The organism is Nocardia jinanensis, from assembly GCF_014645735.1.
Classification (GTDB): domain Bacteria; phylum Actinomycetota; class Actinomycetes; order Mycobacteriales; family Mycobacteriaceae; genus Nocardia; species Nocardia jinanensis.
Window position 1 is genome coordinate 50,828 of the sequence record NZ_BMMH01000027.1, and the last position, 17,846, is coordinate 68,673.

21 protein-coding genes are annotated in these 17,846 nt (G+C 65.7%); 11 read left to right on the forward strand and 10 right to left on the reverse strand.

The annotated features are described in order from the left end of the window. Positions 1-144: 144 nt before the first annotated feature. Positions 145-342: a DUF397 domain-containing protein gene (locus IEY68_RS31670; RefSeq protein ID WP_063000538.1), complete on the reverse strand. Its 198-nt coding sequence runs from the start codon at positions 340-342 to the stop codon at positions 145-147. Continuing rightward, entirely contained in the window at positions 339-1,223 is an 885-nt protein-coding gene (locus tag IEY68_RS31675) for a helix-turn-helix domain-containing protein (protein WP_063000537.1), read from the reverse strand. The genes IEY68_RS31670 and IEY68_RS31675 overlap by 4 nt, the downstream gene beginning before the upstream one ends. Positions 1,224-1,463: 240 nt before the next feature. Between IEY68_RS31675 and IEY68_RS31680 the strand changes: the two genes are divergently transcribed. From IEY68_RS31680 to IEY68_RS31695, 4 genes are all read left to right on the forward strand, one after another. After that, entirely contained in the window at positions 1,464-1,757 is a 294-nt protein-coding gene (locus tag IEY68_RS31680; RefSeq protein WP_063000535.1) for a hypothetical protein, read from the forward strand. Beyond that, positions 1,754-2,272 (forward strand): hypothetical protein, encoded by a 519-nt coding sequence (locus tag IEY68_RS31685; RefSeq protein ID WP_063000534.1) that lies wholly within the window; start codon positions 1,754-1,756, stop codon positions 2,270-2,272. Before IEY68_RS31680 ends, IEY68_RS31685 begins: the two co-directional genes overlap by 4 nt. Next, entirely contained in the window at positions 2,269-2,475 is a 207-nt protein-coding gene (locus tag IEY68_RS31690; RefSeq protein WP_189094609.1) for a hypothetical protein, read from the forward strand. Before IEY68_RS31685 ends, IEY68_RS31690 begins: the two co-directional genes overlap by 4 nt. A 299-nt stretch (positions 2,476-2,774) precedes the next feature. Continuing rightward, positions 2,775-3,620, forward strand: coding sequence for a phospholipase D-like domain-containing protein (locus tag IEY68_RS31695; RefSeq protein ID WP_063000532.1), 846 nt, complete (start codon positions 2,775-2,777; stop codon positions 3,618-3,620). Positions 3,621-3,739: 119 nt separating this feature from the next. Here IEY68_RS31695 and IEY68_RS31700 read toward each other — a convergent pair whose 3' ends face one another. From IEY68_RS31700 to IEY68_RS31720, 5 genes are all read right to left on the reverse strand, one after another. Next, positions 3,740-4,288 (reverse strand): hypothetical protein, encoded by a 549-nt coding sequence (locus IEY68_RS31700; protein ID WP_063000530.1) that lies wholly within the window; start codon positions 4,286-4,288, stop codon positions 3,740-3,742. Positions 4,289-4,306: 18 nt separating this feature from the next. Further along, on the reverse strand, positions 4,307-5,620 hold the full coding sequence (locus IEY68_RS31705) for a hypothetical protein (protein ID WP_063000529.1): 1,314 nt from the start codon (positions 5,618-5,620) through the stop codon (positions 4,307-4,309). Further along, positions 5,617-5,913, reverse strand: coding sequence for a WXG100 family type VII secretion target (locus IEY68_RS31710; RefSeq protein WP_063000527.1), 297 nt, complete (start codon positions 5,911-5,913; stop codon positions 5,617-5,619). Before IEY68_RS31710 ends, IEY68_RS31705 begins: the two co-directional genes overlap by 4 nt. A 22-nt stretch (positions 5,914-5,935) precedes the next feature. Further along, positions 5,936-6,229, reverse strand: coding sequence for a WXG100 family type VII secretion target (locus IEY68_RS31715; protein ID WP_063000526.1), 294 nt, complete (start codon positions 6,227-6,229; stop codon positions 5,936-5,938). A 423-nt stretch (positions 6,230-6,652) separates the two neighbouring features. Beyond that, positions 6,653-7,501 carry a hypothetical protein gene (locus IEY68_RS31720; RefSeq protein ID WP_229719162.1) on the reverse strand — a complete coding sequence of 283 codons (849 nt, stop codon included), beginning with the start codon at positions 7,499-7,501 and terminating at the stop codon, positions 6,653-6,655. A 35-nt stretch (positions 7,502-7,536) separates the two neighbouring features. On the opposite strand from IEY68_RS31720, the gene IEY68_RS31725 reads away from it, so the two are divergent. Next, positions 7,537-7,944 (forward strand): hypothetical protein, encoded by a 408-nt coding sequence (locus IEY68_RS31725; protein ID WP_063000524.1) that lies wholly within the window; start codon positions 7,537-7,539, stop codon positions 7,942-7,944. A gap of 15 nt (positions 7,945-7,959) precedes the next feature. On the opposite strand, the gene IEY68_RS31730 is transcribed toward IEY68_RS31725, so the two are convergent. Continuing rightward, a complete protein-coding gene (locus IEY68_RS31730; RefSeq protein ID WP_063000522.1) occupies positions 7,960-8,556 on the reverse strand; it encodes a helix-turn-helix domain-containing protein in 597 nt (198 codons plus the stop codon). A gap of 110 nt (positions 8,557-8,666) precedes the next feature. On the opposite strand from IEY68_RS31730, the gene IEY68_RS31735 reads away from it, so the two are divergent. Together IEY68_RS31735 and IEY68_RS31740 are read left to right on the forward strand one after the other, a co-directional pair. After that, positions 8,667-9,683, forward strand: coding sequence for an alpha/beta fold hydrolase (locus IEY68_RS31735; RefSeq protein WP_063000520.1), 1,017 nt, complete (start codon positions 8,667-8,669; stop codon positions 9,681-9,683). A gap of 208 nt (positions 9,684-9,891) precedes the next feature. Then, positions 9,892-11,238, forward strand: a complete 1,347-nt coding sequence (locus IEY68_RS31740; protein WP_063000518.1) for a DUF2252 domain-containing protein — start codon at positions 9,892-9,894, stop codon at positions 11,236-11,238. Positions 11,239-11,351: 113 nt separating this feature from the next. Here the strand turns inward: IEY68_RS31740 and IEY68_RS31745 are convergent, their stop codons facing one another. After that, the gene (locus tag IEY68_RS31745; protein ID WP_063000516.1) at positions 11,352-12,128 is read right to left on the reverse strand and encodes an IclR family transcriptional regulator; all 777 of its coding nucleotides are present in this window, start codon (positions 12,126-12,128) and stop codon (positions 11,352-11,354) included. Positions 12,129-12,192: 64 nt separating this feature from the next. Between IEY68_RS31745 and IEY68_RS31750 the strand changes: the two genes are divergently transcribed. From IEY68_RS31750 to IEY68_RS31765, 4 genes are read left to right on the forward strand one after another with little or no spacing between them, the layout of a single operon-like run. After that, positions 12,193-13,350, forward strand: a complete 1,158-nt coding sequence (locus tag IEY68_RS31750) for a cupin domain-containing protein (RefSeq protein ID WP_063000514.1) — start codon at positions 12,193-12,195, stop codon at positions 13,348-13,350. Then, positions 13,347-14,177 (forward strand): fumarylacetoacetate hydrolase family protein, encoded by an 831-nt coding sequence (locus tag IEY68_RS31755; protein WP_063000507.1) that lies wholly within the window; start codon positions 13,347-13,349, stop codon positions 14,175-14,177. Before IEY68_RS31750 ends, IEY68_RS31755 begins: the two co-directional genes overlap by 4 nt. Beyond that, complete coding sequence (locus tag IEY68_RS31760; protein WP_063000505.1) at positions 14,174-14,800, forward strand: maleylpyruvate isomerase family mycothiol-dependent enzyme; 627 nt, start codon at positions 14,174-14,176, stop codon at positions 14,798-14,800. Before IEY68_RS31755 ends, IEY68_RS31760 begins: the two co-directional genes overlap by 4 nt. Positions 14,801-14,812: 12 nt before the next feature. Further along, on the forward strand, positions 14,813-16,081 hold the full coding sequence (locus IEY68_RS31765) for an FAD-dependent oxidoreductase (RefSeq protein ID WP_063000503.1): 1,269 nt from the start codon (positions 14,813-14,815) through the stop codon (positions 16,079-16,081). A 24-nt stretch (positions 16,082-16,105) separates the two neighbouring features. Here the strand turns inward: IEY68_RS31765 and IEY68_RS31770 are convergent, their stop codons facing one another. Then, positions 16,106-17,659: an AMP-binding protein gene (locus tag IEY68_RS31770; RefSeq protein ID WP_063000501.1), complete on the reverse strand. Its 1,554-nt coding sequence runs from the start codon at positions 17,657-17,659 to the stop codon at positions 16,106-16,108. Positions 17,660-17,846: the final 187 nt, after the last annotated feature.

The window sequence follows — 17,846 nt, forward strand, 5'->3', positions numbered from 1 at the left end:
ATGGGCTGCTGCACGACCAGTTGCCGGTGGTATGCACCCAGCCCCAAAGAAGGCGACTGCCGGAACTACGGTGTGAGCGACGTGGTGTACCGGCAATGACGGCCCGCGCTCCTCAACGGAATGCGGGCCGATTCGGGCCGGGCGTCAGAGATCGCCTCGGCGCACCGCGTGGGTGAATGCGTCCCAGTCCCGCGGGGCGAAGGCCAGAGCCGGGCCCGTCGGGTTCTTGGAGTCGCGGACGCCGACCACACCATCACGCAGGTGCGCAACCTCGACGCATTCTCTGCTGGCGCCACTCCGACTGCTCTTGAACCAGCGAGCCTCAGACATGTCCACGCTCATACATACTCCTTCGCAAGATCCCGGAAGGCTTTCCGGCTGTCCTGGTCACCCAAAGCTGCCCGCTGGATGGCCTGGTACGCATCACGGTACCGGCGCACCGTGAGCGGCTTGTCTGCATACAGGTCGCCTGTGAAGCCTTCCAGGTACACAACAGGTGGTTCGACCGGATTTCCCTTTCCGTCCACACCGAATTCCAGGATGGTGAAGGAGCCGATCGGCTCCCCAGTGGGATACCCGGCGGTGAAGGGCATGATGCGGACGTTCAGATTTGGTCGTGTACTCGCGTCAGCCAGCGCTTTGAGCTGAGCTTTCATGATGTCTCCCGATCCGATGAGCCGACGCAATACTGCTTCATGTAGCACCACGTCGTAACGGATCGGGCGCACCGGCCGTTTCAGCATCGCTTGCCGTTTGATGCGGAGTTGGACACGACGGTCGACTTCTGCCTCGCGCCCACTCGGATACCCCGTCCGGATCAGAGTTCGCGCGTAGTCGCTGGTTTGCAGCATTCCGGGCACAAGTTCGGACTGGTAGACCGTCAGACTGGTAGCGACCGTCTCGAGGCCCACATACACATCGAAGTTCTCCGGAATCAGATCCCCATAGGAATGCCACCATTCCTCCGTATTCGCCTGCCGCGCAAGCCCGATCAGCGCCTCCGCCAGATCCGGTTCCGCATCGTAGATCCGGCACAGCTCCCGCACATCCACATCGCGGACCTTGTCCACGTGCCCTTTCTCCACCCGCTGCAGCATGCTGGGGCTCCACTGGATCAGTTCCGCCGCCGTGGCGATCGTGTATCCCGCCCCCGTCCGCAACTCGCGTAGGTGCCGCCCCAACTGCCTACGCGGAACCGTGGAACCCGCTGATGAACCCGACATCGAACACGCCCTCCCTCTGTCACGGTGAATTTCCAGGCATTCACAGTAATCGGTGCTCAGCGGCTATGGGCAACTTTCCTCGAGTATTCACCGAGGTTATTGGCCTGTCTGCGCCACCGTGGTGAGCTGGCACTACGCGGGGAGGACAGCGTACGGGTCGCTCCCGCGATCAGCACTTCGCTTCCGCACCCACTGGACCGAGCGCCGACTGTCCCGACCCGAAAGCACCGAGGTACACGCATGCGTCCCGAGCTCCCGCCCTTGCCCACGCGCGAACCGTCCAACCCTGCCATCGCCGCAGCCCTGCGCCTCTGGCACACCGAAACATCCTTCGTCACCGACGATCCGGCCATCCTGCGCCGCCTCGCCGACGGACTGCGCACCCTCCCCGGCCAACACTCCACCGACGACTGCCACTCCCGAACCCCCGTCCGCGGCCACTCCCACGCCCACCAGCTGATGGCCGCCCACGCCGGCCACAACTGCCCCCGTTACACCACTGCTGCCCAGTACACGACGGAAACCCGCCCATGACCGCCCCGACACCACCCGTCCCGTTGGGCGACACCCCGCCCACCCGCTGCGCCTTCTACCGCCGCGTCTGTGACCTCCCCGCCCGCATCGACCCACCCGAACTCGGCCGAATCATCGTCCGCGCCGACCACATCGCCGCACTCGTCATGCCGTCCGCGCTCGGCCGCGCCGTCCATGCAGACCTCCAGCACTGCCACCGCCTCGACGCCGTCCCCGCCACCGGCCCCGTCCTCGCCCACCCCCGCTCCGGCCGCTGGACCTTCCTCATCCGCCCCGACCTCCCCGACGACACCGCCCTGTTCACCGAAATGTTCCGCCTCGACATCACCATCACCCGCCCCGGAGCCACCCTCGCCCTCCCCTCCCCCACCGACCGCGGCGAACACTTCCGCCGCTGGATCCACCTACCCCACAACCCCTTCCGCCCCTCCGGACTCACCGTCCTCGACTCCCTCCGCGCCTGCACCGCCCGCACAGGCTGGCTGCGCACCCCCATCACCGGACCCCGCCCATGACCTCACCCCGCCCCCACGAACCCGACCTCCACCTCAGCATCCACCTCCACGACCTCCGCCTCGACTACGCCGCCTGCCACACCGCCGCCCACCACTTCCTCCACGAATGGCGCACCCACCACCACCCCGACGCCGCCACCATCCTCCCCGGCCACCCCATCGGTCTCCCCCGCCTCCCCAACGAACGCCTCTACCTGCCGTGATCCAGGCCGGACCGGCCTGAAGCGTTGCGGGGCAGCGGAATCGGGGTAGGTACGACTTGTAACGGTGTACGAGCGGCTACGTTCGCCGTTAAGGGTCTTGGCCGCGCAGCCTGTGGAAGGGAGGCACGACAATCGCACAGCAAGCCGAAGAGACGACGAGAGCTCCGCTCATCGCCGGGCAGCGGATCTGGACAAAACTGAGCAATGCCATCCAAGGCGCCGAAAGAATCGCGGCGGCCATCGCATTCGTCGGCCACAACGCTACGGAGCTGTTACCCCTCCGCGAGGGGGACAGCGTCGTGGTCAACGGCACCCTCCGAGCGTCGCAGACCGACTCGGTCGCCCGAGGCATCGTCGACCCACGCCAATTGCGGTGCTGGTTCGACCGAGGGGTGCACATCTACCTGCACCCATGGCTGCACGCCAAACTGATCGCCGCCGAACTCGGCGACGAGCGCTTCGCCACCGTGATCGGCTCGGCGAACGTATCCCAACACTCCGAGCACAGCCTCGAAGAGGCGGCCGTCGTGCTCCACCAGCCCGAGGTTTACCAGCAGGCGCACCAGCAGATAGAGGACTGGATCGCCGACGCTCACCCGCTCACCCGGGTTTGGTTGGACCGAGCCGAACAACGCTTCCGGCCGCAGACACCGCGAAAACGACCTCCACCGGAGCCGCGCCCTGTCACGCTGTCGAACGAACGACTCATGATCAGCTACACATACCCCGATGAACACCACGACGACCCAGTCGTAGACGCTGTGGCCGCCGAGCTCGGGAACGCGACTGACCCGCCGGAACGGTGGAGATGGCCGGAAGATCCCACCGTCGACTTGCAGATCGGTGACACCTTGGTCCTCATTCCCCTACGAGATGACGAAGAAGACTGGGAGAGTATCGCTCAACACCGGCGCACCGAGCCACCGGCGCGCGTCCTCGCCCTCGTGTCCAGTCGGGGCCACACCACTGTGCTCTACCGGTTCGCCGAAGACCGGAAGCCAACGACAGTAGCCCGCCTACGCAAGACGCTGCCGGACGGGCAATTCGGCCTGGATCGGGTAAGCACCTCGCGGGAAGTGAACAACGAGATCCTCGACCTGTTCCCCCTTAAAGACCCGACACTGCTTGGCACCGGAAGCCGATGAGGTGGATCCGGACTTCCACCTCCCCGTAGTGCCGGGTAGTCGTCGTCCACGTCCGCCAAAAGAAAATCCGAGGTATCGAACTCGGACCCTTGATGTGCAAGCAATTGCCACCACATGCACTACTGAGAGGCCCGCTCAGGGAAGTAGTCGATCTCTTGAAGCAGACCATAACTGAAATCGGCGCCGTACGACACACCGTCGGCTGCTTCGAACACGAACTCTTCCCAGGGCGGAAAGGCATCGGTGGAGCGCAGTGTCCCGGACTCGTTTTCGAAGTCTTGAATGCACACGCTCCAGGGATCGAGCGTCGCCGGTGACGACATATCAGGGCGCGAAGAATTCGAGGCCCGAACGAACCGTGCCATCCACCAATGACGACCCGCTTGACTCGTTACCACGAAGTCGAAATCCGGCCACAGAGTAAGCCTGTAGGTGAGACTGGGATTTTCCTCTTCGGTTGCCGGCACTCTCAGGATGGATCGAGTGTTCTCGAACTGATCCCTACCGAACCGAATATACTTGTCGACGCCTTTTTCGATACGCTTGGCTTCTTCCTGGGAAACACCCAGCTCCTTCAGCTTCGCAGCCTTCAGCCTTTCGTCGCAACGCATACCCATCAATAGGTCTATCTCCAAGTCCAACGGCTCCGGTAGCCCCGACTCGCTCACTGTCGCTCCTTTCTGATTTCAGTACTCGATCAGTTCGGTCACATCGCCTCGTGCCGCCACTACCGAACCGTCCGGTTTCACGATCATAACCAATCCGTGGTGCACCGAGCGGGGTACCAGCGCCGTGCCGCCGCCCACAGCGTTAGCCGTCCCGGAATTACTCCCGAAAGCTATCTCGGTTGCTTGAATAGTTGCCTCCAGAGCCTCGTCGTGCGACAGGTTCAACTCACTCAATCGCTGTGCGAGGAATTCGGGATTCCTGGGCTCCGAATCCTTCGACCTCGATTTGACCTCGTCGCCGATATCCTGGACACGCGCCCTGATCTGCTCGGGAGTCATCTTCGTCTTCTTGGCTTCGTCCCCGTGTTTCTTCGTGAGGTCGATGATGCGTTGAAGATTGTTCCGGCTGCTCGCAGTCGACTTCTGTACTGTGACAGCCGTTTTTAGCTTCACAATGTCCATGACCTTGCGCAGTCTGTCGACGTAATGTTTGACCTTGGTAGCAAATTTTCCCGCGCGAATCGCGGCAACTGCCGCGCTTCCCATACCGAAGCTGACGACCGAGGCGCCGATACTGAGGGCCAGAGTGACCATCACTTCCGTGCCGATGTCGACGGCGAATTCTTCCAGAATCGTGGCGAGATCGGCACGGAGTTTCCGGTGCGCTGCTTCCTGGTCCCGGCAGGCGGTGGCGAGGTCTGCGAACGTCGTGAGCAGATCCTCAGCGGCGGCCTTCAACTCCCGCAGGTCCTCATCGATGAATGAAACGTCGGGTGCGGTCACCTCTTGGAACAGGACCCCCGCACGTTCCAGTTCGGCTGGGAGATTTGCGGTGGCCTGGCCGGTGGCCAGTGTGTTCCAGCATCCTGCCGCCTTCGCCAGTTTGTCGGCATCGCCGTCCGGTATCGGCACACCGATCTGTGTCGCGAGATCGAGTCCGTCGTCGACCAGACCTTTACCCGAGCCGCCCGCCGAAGCAGGAGCCGCCGGGCATTCCAGCAAGGCAGGTTGCGGAGTCGCCGGCCGTCCCGGGACCGGACCGCTTCCGTCGTGGTCGGCAACGGCGTAGTTGTAACCGGCTTCGACCAGGATGTCCGAGTAGTTGTCGATCGCGCCGATCAGCGACTTGAACAGGAGGTACGTGTCGGTGGTCTGCTGGTCATAGGATTCTGCCCAGACTTTGCCGTCGCCGATACTGCCGGCCATCTCCGCGGTTTCCAACGCCAGATCACCGAACTGCTCTGTGACTACATCGAAAAAAGCCACAGCCGCCGCACTGCAGATCGTCGCCGCCTCGTAGTAGACACCGGGCGCGACGTTGATGAACGTCATCGCCCGAACATCTGCCGGTTCGCCTCGATCGCCGCAATATACCGGTCACGGGCAGCTAGGGTCGCCTGCCGCATGATGTCGATCCCCTCGGCGACGTCCGTCGCTCCCGCCGCCCATTGCCGGAACGCACCGGCTTGCGCGATCGCCGCGTCTCCACTCCACGTCTGATGCAAGCTCGCCATCCGCTGCTCCAGGCCGGTGAGACTGTCGGACAAGAATCCGATAAAGTTCCCCACGCGCGCCGTAATATCCTCCAGCTCGGCCAAATCGACCTGAAACGCGCTCTCGTGCAACGCTTCCCCTCCTGCCGCTCACTCAGATGTTCAGCGAGCCGTAACTCTGCGAGTTGCTGTCGTCCTGCTCGACGTAGGTGCGACTGTTCACCCCGAGCAACTCCGCCGTGTTCGCCAAGGCTTCCAGCACAGTGATCGCCCCTTGCTTGGTCTCCTGCCAACCCGACCGATAGGAAGTAGCCGAGACGCCCTTCCAGACCTCGAGCAGCCCGTCGATATCGGTGTCCAGTGAACTCAATGCGTTCACCAGTGCGTCCGCGGTCTGCTGCACGAACTGGCCCGCGTCGACCACCTCGTCGGGAACCACCTGCAGCACAGGATTCGGATCCTCGGAATCGAAAACGATGCACCCCCAGTTTGCGACGACTGGCCCACCCTACCCCGAGGTCGATATCCCGCAGAGAGCTATCGACGACCGCATCGCCGACCACACAGTCACTGTGCATTCAGCGGAACGTGCCGAACCGGCAGCTCTGCGCGACGCGATCGGTAACGTTTGTCCAGTAGTCGCGACGTACGATGCAGTGCGGGTATGGAGGCCGAGCCACCAACGCGCTCGGAACCGCACGCAGGGGCGGCTCCACACACGAGTTCTGCCGGATCAGGGAGGGAAGTGCATGGCCCAGCAGCCGCTGTTGCGGGAGTTGATCGATATCAGAGAGTCGATCAGTACCTCCGATTTCGTGCTCGAACTGGCGAAGGCAGTTACCGACGAGGACCACCGGGGCTAGCTTGAGTTTTAACCTCTGAGCTGCTGTTTTGTGGACTTTCTGCGGGGTCGCGGCTCGGCGGTTTGGGAAGGTTTCTTGTCGTTGGCGGTCTTGATGTGCACGTCGTAGCGTGGTGCCGGCCGCTGGTTGCGGTGCCCGGCCGGGCGACCGGGTCCGGGGCGGGAGGGTTTCGGTGCTCTGGCCGGACATGCCGTTTTCCGGCGGAGGTGCCGAAACCCTCGACGGACGCGTGCGGGTGTAAGCCGTTGCGGGGCTGAAGGTTTCTCCCAGGGGCGCCGGATATCGATGGTGAGTTCACGAGCAAGGCGCAGTTGGGTGTAAGCGGTGAGAAGCAGCCATGTCCATCGGTCTGCGGCAGCGGGGTCGCGGAGTTTGGGGACGTTCCAGCCGAGGGTTTGTTTGAGCATGCGGAAGGTGTGCTCGATATCGAACCGACGCAGGAATGCCTGCCACAACACCTCGACCTCGCCGGCGTCCAGGTCGACGACCGAATGCCACAACCACACCGGTTTCGGTATCGCGCCGCTGGGAAGCCGGTCGACGTCGAGCCGGATCACCGTGCCTTCGATCACCGGCAGTTTCCCGGCTTGGGCGACCCATGATGACCGATGCGTGAGCCTGGGGTGCAGGCGATTCCACGACCGTGCTGTGGCAGGGCCGTAGAGGCGGGTTTCGGTCGTGACGGCGGTGTCGGGTTCACCCCAGCTCGCCTGATCGCCGAAGGCGAACTCGACACCGTGCCGTGGTGGCCGGCCGGCGATCCCGGGGTGCCATGCTGGTGCTCGGCGGCGCAGGACCCGGCCCGACCGCATCCGGCCCAGCACGGCAACGGGCAGATCGGCCAGCAGGAACGCCACCCGTCGAACTCACCCGACGAGCAGCGGCCCGGCTGGTGGAACTCCGTGACTCCCGGGCCGGCGGTACGGTCGGCTCCGAGGCAACGATCGTCCACGCCACCCCCATAACCGCTCGGTGGTGGACCTGGGCCGGGTATCGAGCCAACGCCACACTGGCCGCCTCGATGTCGACCATCGCGGCGAGGCATCGCCCGGATGATTTCGGGATCCCACTGCGGCCCGACCTCACCGCCGACCTGTGGCGCGGGGCTCTCGAAACGGTGCGCTCAGGGCTCCCTGCTCTCGAACAACCCGCCGCCGACCAGCGGGCTGTGCGCGGGCTGAAATTCTCCGATGTGCTCCCGCCGGATCTCGCCTCGGCCACTATCGCGGCTCGGCTCGCCGATCTCGACGGCGCACGTCGAGTACTCAGTGAGAAAGTGCGCTTTCTCCGTATCGGTTGAGCGCTCGCCCAGCGATCAGGTATTCCGCGGCGGCCGATATCTGCCCGGGTGCACATGCGCGCGCATCCCCTGCGAGCCGAACAGAATGAGTAGTTCGACCACGCCCCCGTCGGCGCTGCCCAGCCAGTGGGGCAGGGACGTGTCGAATTCGGCGGCTTCACCGGGCGGCAGAGTCAGGTCACGCTCGCCCAGCACCAGCCGCAGGCGACCGTTGAGCACGTAGAGCCATTCGAAGCCCTCGTGCGTCTGCGGCGTCGGTTCCTGAGGTTCCGGCTGCGCGGGAATGATCATCTTGAATGCCTGCACCCCGCCGGGCCGCCGGGACAACGGGATGAACATCATTCCGTACCGCCGGATCGGCTTCAGGTGGATCCGGGGGTCACCGGTGCGCGGGGCACCGACGAGGTCGTCCAATGGAACGTCGTAGGTGCGAGCCAGCGGTAGTAGCAATTCCAGGGTCGCCCGGCGTTGTCCGCTCTCCAGCCGGGACAGGGTGCTCTCCGATACCCCGGTGGTGGCCGCGAGCTCGGCGAGGGTGATGCCGCGGTCGCGGCGCAGCGCACGCAGCCGGGGCCCCACCGCGTCGAGCACATCGCCTGTTTCGTGGTCCACGTGGCCATCTTGCCGGAACGGCAAGATTTCGTGTCAGGACGACAGCGAGTCGGTGAGGCTGAAGGCGTTCCGGCATATGCCGACTCCACTACCACCAGGACACCGATGCCATGATCACCGCAGCATTCCGCCGACTCCTCCGCGCGCGCACGGTAGCGGCCCTCACGCTCACGCTTCTGCTCACGGCCGGAGCCGCCGCCTGCACCACAACCACCGCCGCCGACATCCTCCGGTATGCCGCCGCCACCCGGGGCGACCCCGAGTTCGAGCAGACCTTCCGGCACGAATTCGCCGATATCGACGGCGTCCGCATGCACTACGTGACCGGAGGCAGCGGCACACCGGTAGTGCTGATCCACGGGTGGCCCCAGACCTGGTACGGCTGGTGGGAGATCATGCCCGAACTCGCCGAGCACCACACCGTCTACGCCGTCGACCTTCCCGGGCTGGGAGACAGTACCGGCTCCCCGACCGGCTACGACAAAGCTACCCTGGCGCGCTACGTCCACACGCTGATCGCCGATCGGCTCGGAATCCGTGATGCCCAGGTCGTCGGACACGATTTCGGGGCGGCGGTGGCATTCCAGTACGCCGCCCAGTTCCCGGCCGATACCGCCCGCCTCGGCTACCTCGACCTGCCACTACCGGGGCCCGCGATCGACGGGCCCACGTACCGGTCGATGAGCTGGCATATCGCCTTCCATTCCCAGCGCCGGGTCCCCGAGGCTGTCGTCGGGGACGACGTCCGCGAATACCTGGCGCTGTTCTCCCCGCAGGTCTCGTTCGGGGGGACGGCCTTCGGCGGCACTTCGGACCGCTCCCCGTTCACCGATGCCGAGATCGACGAATACGCACGGACGTACAGCCGGCCCGAGGTCCTGACCGGTGGCTTCGAGCTGTACCGCGCTCTCGACCAGGATGTCCGCGATACCGGCGCGGCACTACCGACAGAGGTGCCGGCCCTGATCATGACCGCCCAGGGGCAGCTCGACCCGGTTCGAGCCACCGTCGCCCGCTATATGAGCAATATCGTGCGCGAGACGGATGTGCCGAACGCAGGACATTGGCTGGTGGAGGAGAACGCCGGCTTCGTCACCGCGGAACTGCTGCGCTTCCTCGGCCGGTGACCTCGCACGCGTGGCAACGGTTGTCGTGCCGGTGGCTGTGGCGATCGGTCCGTCGGCGGGGTCGAGACAGCATCGCCGGTCCACCGATCGATTGCCGGAGTCGAGCGCGGCGGAAGGGGTTCTGGCACGATCGAATCCATCGCCGCCCTGGCCCGGCGCCAGCGCGGCAACCGCTTCACGACGAGAGGACCGGCCCGGAATCGTGGGTATGGACAATGGGACCAGCGAGGACAGTGCGCACGATCGCAAAGCCGAGATCGTCGAGGTCCTCACCGACGCCTTCGGCGATATGATCGCCGCCGATCCGGACGCGTTCCGCAAGAAGTTCCGCAAAATGGCGGACAACCCGTTCGCCTTCTATCGTGGTTCCGCCTGCCTGTTCTACAACGATATGGCCGCCACCGAGGATCGGTGGGCCGATGAGCGCACCAGCAGAATCTGGATCCAGGCCGACCTGCATGCCGAGAATTTCGGCACCTATATGGATTCCGCCGGACAATTCGTTTTCGACGTCAACGATTTCGACGAAGCGTATCTCGGCGCGTTCACCTGGGACATCAAGCGTTTCTGCGCCAGCGTGGCGCTGCTGGCCCGCCGCAAAGCCGTCTCCGATGCCGATATCGAGGCATTGACAGCGACCTACGTGCGCTCCTATGTGCGCATGGTGCGCGCCTTTCACGACGGCACTCAGCGCGAGCAGGACTTCAAACTGCATCTGCGGAACACCACCGGCCCCGTACACGATGTGCTGCTGGACGCCCGGATGAACACCCGCACCGCTCTGTTGGCGAGCACCACGATGGTCGAGAACTACGAACGCCGATTCCGGCCCGGCAAGGGTGTCCGCTCGGTGGACGGAGCGGAGCGCGAGCTGGTGCTGGAGGCCTTCACCCGTTACCTCGAGACGATCCCGGAGCACAAACGGTTCCGGAGCATCACCTACCAGGTGAAAGATATCGTCGGCCGCAAAGGATTCGGGATCGGGTCGGCGGGGCTGCCCGCGTACAACATTCTCGTGGAGGGGCAGACCGAGGCGCTGGAGAACGATGTGATCCTGTCCATGAAACAGGGGAACATCGCCGCGCCCAGCCGAATCGTGCGCGACGAGCGGATCCGGGACTATTTCCAGCACCACGGGCACCGCACCGCCGTGTCCCAGCGCGCCCTGCAGGCCCATGCCGACCCTTGGCTCGGCTACACCGAGATCGGCGGGGACGGTTATATCGTCTCCGAACTCTCCCCTTACGTGAGCGACCTCGACTGGTCCGATCTCACCGAGCCGGCGGAAATGCGGCCGGTGATCGAATACCTCGGCCAGGCGACCGCGGGTATGCACTGTGTCTCCGACGCCGACTCCGATCAGACACTGGTCGATTTCCAGAGCGAGGAGGCGATCATGGCAGCCATCGGCTCGGACGAGGACGAATTCGTGCGCGATATGGTGGATTTCGGTCAGTCCTACGCCCACCGCACCCGCGTCGATCACGAACTTTTCGTCGACGCATTCCGCAACGGCGCGATTCCCGGCCTCGAGCGATCGACACCGATCCGCTGACAACCGCCGCAGTGACAGGTACAGGGTCGGCTGCGGAGCTGGTATCGCGCGGTTATCGGTTTCCTCGGATCAGCGTCGCAGCGGCACCCATACCGCCAGTGCGGCGTAGTTTCTCAGTCGCCACCGCGACCGGCCTCGATCGCATCAGCGGACCGGTGCAGGGTGGCGACGAGGGTCGGCAGCTGGTTCCGGTCGTAGCGGACCGATGGCATCGAAACCGATAGACCCGCGTGCGACATCCCCTCGGCATCGCGCACCGCAACCCCGACCGCGACCACCCCCCGTTCGGACAACCCGTTGTTCAGGGCGAAACCCGTCCGGCGAACCTTGGCGAGCCGAGCGCGCAGACTCGGCAGATCCGGCCGTTCGTCGGGACGCTCCGTATACCGCGCCTCGTCGTACAGCTCATCCACTTCGGCCGGGCCGAGCTCCGCGAGGAGCACCAGACCGGCCGTCGTGCGATGGGCCGGGAAGACCATCCCCTCCCGCGACCCCACCCGCAACGCCTGCCGGCACTCGACGCTGGCTATGAACCGAGCAGTGTCCCCGGTTCGGATCGTCAGGTTCGCCGACTCCCCCACCAGATCGACCAGCCGTTGCAGATGCGGCAGCGCGGCCGCCCGCAGCCGTGACGTCCGCGACTGTGAATGCGTGGCCAGCTCGAGCACCGGTCCCGGATAGTAGACGCGCTGCTGGTCCTGCACGGCGAAATCCCGGTACACCAGCGTCTGCAACAACCGATGCGCCGTCGACCGGGCCACCCCGAGCCGCTCGGCGACCTGACTGACCGTCAGTCCACCCTCCAACTGCAGCATCACCGCTGCCCGCAGCGCGTGATCCGCGCTGGTCACAACGTACGCGGGTGGCATTTTCGGTTCGGTGTTACCCATCCTGACCGTTCTGCTCTCCAGAATTATCTGTTCTGCTGTCTCGATAAGCGCCACTGTAGGCGATATGAGCACCACTGACACCCCGGTCCGGCTGCGGGCGGTCGCGGCGCCGAACCAGCCGGACGTGACTCCCGCCCTCGAGGAGCTGTACCGCGGCTTCGAACAGGAGCTGCTGGTTCCGCTGTGGACCGAGATCGGCGACCTCATGCCGGAGCATCCGCGCTCGCAGGCGGTGCCGCACATATGGCGGTGGGAAAACCTGCTACGGCTCGCGGCGAAGGCGGGCGATATCGTGCCGGTCGGTCGCGGCGGGGAGCGGCGGGCGATCGCACTCGCGAATCCGGCCCTCGGCGGACGGCCGTTCGCCACCCCGACCCTGTGGGCGGCGATCCAGTACCTGATGCCCGGCGAGGACGCCCCGGAGCATCGTCATACCCAGCACGCCTTCCGTTTCGTGGTCGAGGGCTCGGGCGTGTGGACCGTGGTCGGTGGTACCGGCGACGTAGCCGACGGTGACGCCGTCCCGATGCGGCGCGGTGACTTCCTGCCACAGGCCGGCTGGAACTGGCACGCGCACCACAATGCGACCGCGGAGCCGATGGCCTGGATCGACGGACTGGATATTCCCTTCCAGTACGTCATGGAATCGCAGTTCTTCCAGTTCGGGCGGGAGGAGATCAGCGCCGCCGAGCGGATCACTCCGGACCGGTCGCGGTCCGAGCGGCTGTGGGGCCATCCGGGTCTGCGTCCGCTGTCGGTGGGTACGGTCGCGCCGGGGTCACCGCTGCTCGCCTACAAGTGGGAGCACACCGATGCCGCGCTGAACGATCAACTGCTGCTGGAGAAGGAGGGATACGGCGGCACCGTCGAATACGGGCACGCGGCGGTGCGGTTCTCGAACCCGCACAACGGCACCGATGTACTCCCGACCATCCGCGCGGAGTTCCATCGGATCGCGCGCGGTACGGAGACCGCGCCGGCCCGCGAGACGGGGTCGTCGGTGTACCAGGTGTTCGACGGGTCCGGCACGGTGACCGTGGGCGATAAATCCTGGTCCGTCACTCGCGGCGATCTGTTCGTGGTTCCGTCGTGGGAACCCTTCTCCGCCAGATCGGAAGCGGGTACTTCCGACTCCGATTCCGGCGCCCTGGACCTCTTCCGTTTCTCGGACGCCCCCGTGTTCGAAGCATTGCAGCTCAACCGTCAGGAGACCATCCGATGAAACTCGCCACCCTGCGCGTCGACGGCGGCACCCGTGCGGTCCGCCTCGACGGAGACACCCTCGTCGATCTCGGCTACGACGACCTCGGCGCACTGTTCGCCCAGGACGACTGGACCACCCTGGCCGCGAACGCCTCCGGTGCGACCTGGCCGGTCACGGGCGCCGATTTCGCGGCCGTGGTGCCGAACCCGTCGAAGGTCATCTGTGTCGGCCACAACTACACCGACCACATCAAGGAGATGGGGCGCGAACTCCCCAGCTACCCGACCATTTTCCCGAAGTTCGCGGACAGCCTGATCGGCGCGAACGATCCGATCGTGAAGCCGGCCGAGACCGACGCCCTGGACTGGGAGGTCGAGCTGGTGGTCGTGGTCGGGAAACCGGTCCGCCGCGCTACCGCGGCGGAGGCCGCGGACGCCATCGCGGGTTTCACAGTGATGAACGATGTGTCGGTGCGGGACTGGCAGTTCCGGACCATCGAGTGGACGCAGGGCAAGATCTGGGATTCCTCCACCCCGGTCGGGCCGTATGTCGTGACACCCGACGAGGTCGGGGGCGTGCGACCGGCGCTCGAGGTGGAGACACTCGTAGACGGTGCGGTCATGCAGCACGACGACACGGGCACACTACTGTTCGACCCGGTGCGCCTGGTGCAGTACGTGTCGACCGTGATCCGGCTCAACCCGGGCGACCTGATCGCCACCGGGACTCCGGCCGGAGTCGGGCATGCCCGGGATCCGAAGGTGTACCTGGTCGGCGGCGAAACGGTCGTCACGCGGATCGCCGGGCTGGGGGCGTGCACGAACAAGGTCGTGAAAGCGTCGTGACCGTGTGGACGCCCGCGGATTCGCTGAAATGGGTCGAGCACGGGACGGGGCTGTTCGTCACGCAGGCGGCGCTGCTGGACGAGGAGACGATGTCACAGCCGAGCAGGCTGCCGGGCTGGACGCGCAAGCATCTGGTGGCGCATGTCGGCGCGAACGCGGACGCGCTCGGCAATCTGGTGCACTGGGCCCGGACGGGCGAGCGCACTCCGATGTACTCTTCGGCGGACCAGCGCAATGCCGATATCGAATCCGGCGCGAAGCGCCGCGCCACCGCGCTGGTGACGTGGCTGAACGCGTCGGTACACCAGCTGGATGTCGGCATGGACGCCCTGACCGGCGAGCAATGGCGCACCGAGATCGTCACCGCTCAGGGCCGGACCGTCCCGGCCACGGAGATCCCCTGGCTGCGGGCGCGCGAGGTGTGTGTCCATGCGATCGACCTCGGCACCGGCACCACCTTCGCGGACCTTCCCGACGATTTCCTGGCCGCGCTGATCACCGATATTCGAGGCAAGCGCGGTCTCGACGAGGTTCCCGGCGGCCCGCTACCCCAGGTGGCCGCGTACCTCGCCGGTCGCCCCCATTCTCTCGCCGACGTCCCCGACCTCGGCCCCTGGCTGTAGAGGAGCTGTCACGTGAGCACCCCTGACGTCGTCATCGTCGGCGGCGGAATCGGCGGGCTGAGTACCGCTTTCGCACTCTCCCGGCTCGGGGTGCGGGTGCGGGTCCTGGAGCAGGCCGAACAGTTCGGCGAAGTCGGCGCCGGTATCCAGCTCGCGCCGAACTGCACGCGCATCCTCGACGACTACGGCCTGCTGGACGAGGCGAAGGCCCGCGGGGTCGTGCCCGACCGGATGGTGATGCGCGACGCGGTCGACGGGAGCGAACTGACCGCGCTCGACCTACGTGATCTCGAGCGCGAGTACGGGTTTCCCTATCTGGTCATCCATCGCAGCGATCTGCATTCGCTGTTCCTGGAGGCGTGCCGGGACGCTGGGGTCGGACTCCGCACCGAACAGCGGGTGGTGTCGTACACGCAAGGCGGCGGGAAGGCGAGCGCGACGACGCATACCGGCACGATCCACGAGGCGAATATCGTGATCGCCGCGGACGGGCTGCATTCCGTGGCCCGCGAACTCTTCGTCGACGACCAGCCGGTTTCGTCGGCGTACGTGGCTTATCGCGGAACCGTGCCGATCGCCGAAGCCGACCATCCGGTGGATCTGTCCGAAGTGGTCGTATATGTCGGGCCGCGTTGCCATTTCGTGCACTACGGGCTGCGCGGCGGCGACTTGCTCAATCAGGTCGCGGTATTCGAATCACCTAAGGCGCGTGCCGGTCTCGACGACTGGGGAACGCCCGACGAACTCGATACCGCGTTCTCCGCGACCTGTGATTTCGTCCAGCAGCGGCTACCGCACATGTGGCGGGACAAGTGGTGGCGGATGTACGACCGCGACCCGATCGGCACCTGGGTCGACGGACGGATCGCCCTGCTCGGTGACGCGGCGCATCCGCCGCTGCAATACATGGCACAGGGCGCGATCATGGCGATCGAGGACGGATGGGTGCTCGCGGAACATGTGCAGCGGCTGCGCGGGACTAACGGTGCGGTGGACTGGACGGGTGCGCTCGCGGCCTACGAGGCGGTCCGGCCGGAGCACTGCCGCCGGGTGGTCCTGACGGCTCGCGTGTGGGGCGAACTGTGGCATCTGGGCGGAATCCGGCGCGAGCAGCGCAATGCGCTGCTGCGTGCGCGCGAGATCGGCGACTACTCGTTCACCGACTGGGTCTACGGCCCGACGGCGCTGTTCCCCGAGGACGAACCCGCGATGTTCGCACCGATCCCGCTCTCCTCCGCGGATCGGGTGGGCGTCGGCTCGGCGGGCACGGTTGCGCCGTAAGCGACCAGCCCAGCAGAGCTCGTATCAGTTGACCTGGCGACCGCGCCGACCCCAGTACGGTGCGCGTAGTTTGAACTTCTGGAGTTTCCCGGTCGCGGTCCGGGCCAGCTCGTCGCGGAACTCGACCGAGGTCGGCGCCTTGTAACCCGCCAGTCGCTGTTTGCACCAGGCGATCAGGTCCGCTTCGGTCGCGTTGCTCGCTTCTGTGCCCGGGGTCAGTACGACCAGCGCCTTGATCGTCTCACCCCACTTCTCACTCGGCACCGCGATCACCGCGACCTCGGCCACAGCAGGATGAGAGAACAGGCAGTCCTCGACTTCGATCGAGGAGACGTTCTCGCCGCCGGTGATGATCACGTCCTTCTTGCGGTCGGCGATGGTCAGGTAACCGTCGTCGCCCACCGCACCACCGTCGCCGGTGTGGAACCAACCGTCGGCCAAGGCTGTTTCGCTTTCCCCGGGCCGGCCCCAATAGCCCTCCATCACCACATTGGACCGGGCCAGCACCTCCCCCGCACCCTCTTCGGACTCTTCGACCTGCAATCGAACGCCCAGGGCTGGGGCGCCGGCGCGGGTGAGCGCGGCTGCCCGGTCCTCGGGATCGAGGTCGTCCCATTCCGCTCGCGAACGGTTGACGGTCAGCAGTGGGGAGGTTTCGGTCAGACCGTAGATCTGGATGAACTCCCAGCCGAGTTCCTGCTCGACACGTGCGACGGTCTTCGTGGGGGGCGGGGCTCCGGCCATGATGATCCGTACCCGGTCGCGTCCGGGGATCTCCCCCTCCCAGGTCTGCGCGGCCTCCAGGACCGCGGCCGCGACCGCGGGGGCCGCGCACATCACCGTGACGCCGTGGTCGCGCACGCGCCGCAGGATCTCGGCGCCGTCGATCTTGCGCAGGACGATGTGCCGGGCGCCGACACCGGTCATCGCGAAGGGCATGCCCCAGCCGTTCGCGTGGAACATCGGGAGGGTGTGCAGGTAGACGTCGCGGTCGCTGATCGTGGCGTGCAATCCGAAGGTGACGGCGTTGACCCAGATATTGCGGTGGGTGATCTGCACACCTTTCGGGCGGGCGGTGGTACCGGAGGTGTAGTTGATGGTGGCGGTGGCGGATTCGTCCGGCTCCCACGACCGCGGGAGCGAACCCGCAGCGGCGTAGAGATCGGCATCGGACCCCAGTACGAACTTGTGCTCACAGTCGATCTCGCCGAGCGAATCCGCGAGCTCCGGGTCCACGTACAGCACCCGGGCACCGGAATCCTCGACGATGTAGCGCACCTCGTCCGGGCGCAGACGGAAGTTGATCGGAACCAGCACCCGGCCCCACCCGCTCACCCCGAAGAACGATGTGAGCAACCGGCTCGAGTTGTGGCTGACGATCGCGACCCGTTCACCGGTTTCGATGCCGAGCTCGTCGAGGCGGGCAGCCTGCCTGCGCGCGAGGTCGGCGATCTCGGAATAGGTGGGTGAGCCCTGGCCGGGCGCGGGCTGGGCGGGTTCGTCGACGATACCGATCCGGGCGCCGTACACGGTTTCGGCGCGGTCGAGGAAATCGGGGACGGTGAGCGGGACGAACATGGTCCTCCGTAAGTTGTTAGGCGGCCCAGGAGGGCCGGATGTGGCTTATGGTTCTCTGCCTGTTGTGGCTCCCAAGGAGTGGCCGTCCGACCCTCCGGGGTGCCCTGGCTGCTGATTGAGTTATGCGCGCGATACGTGGTCGCTGATTACGGAGACGACAGCGGGGTGCTCCTCGGACCGAGCCTGT

Bases quoted from the DNA above. Each gene is read 5' to 3' on its own strand.
- IEY68_RS31670 (WP_063000538.1), bottom strand. From the start codon at position 342: ATGAGCGTGGACATGTCTGAGGCTCGCTGGTTCAAGAGCAGTCGGAGT.
- IEY68_RS31675 (WP_063000537.1), bottom strand. From the start codon at position 1,223: ATGTCGGGTTCATCAGCGGGTTCCACGGTTCCGCGTAGGCAGTTGGGG.
- IEY68_RS31680 (WP_063000535.1), top strand. From the start codon at position 1,464: ATGCGTCCCGAGCTCCCGCCCTTGCCCACGCGCGAACCGTCCAACCCT.
- IEY68_RS31685 (WP_063000534.1), top strand. From the start codon at position 1,754: ATGACCGCCCCGACACCACCCGTCCCGTTGGGCGACACCCCGCCCACC.
- IEY68_RS31690 (WP_189094609.1), top strand. From the start codon at position 2,269: ATGACCTCACCCCGCCCCCACGAACCCGACCTCCACCTCAGCATCCAC.
- IEY68_RS31705 (WP_063000529.1), bottom strand. From the start codon at position 5,620: ATGACGTTCATCAACGTCGCGCCCGGTGTCTACTACGAGGCGGCGACG.
- IEY68_RS31735 (WP_063000520.1), top strand. From the start codon at position 8,667: ATGATCACCGCAGCATTCCGCCGACTCCTCCGCGCGCGCACGGTAGCG.
- IEY68_RS31740 (WP_063000518.1), top strand. From the start codon at position 9,892: ATGGACAATGGGACCAGCGAGGACAGTGCGCACGATCGCAAAGCCGAG.
- IEY68_RS31745 (WP_063000516.1), bottom strand. From the start codon at position 12,128: ATGGGTAACACCGAACCGAAAATGCCACCCGCGTACGTTGTGACCAGC.
- IEY68_RS31750 (WP_063000514.1), top strand. From the start codon at position 12,193: ATGAGCACCACTGACACCCCGGTCCGGCTGCGGGCGGTCGCGGCGCCG.
- IEY68_RS31755 (WP_063000507.1), top strand. From the start codon at position 13,347: ATGAAACTCGCCACCCTGCGCGTCGACGGCGGCACCCGTGCGGTCCGC.
- IEY68_RS31770 (WP_063000501.1), bottom strand. From the start codon at position 17,659: ATGTTCGTCCCGCTCACCGTCCCCGATTTCCTCGACCGCGCCGAAACC.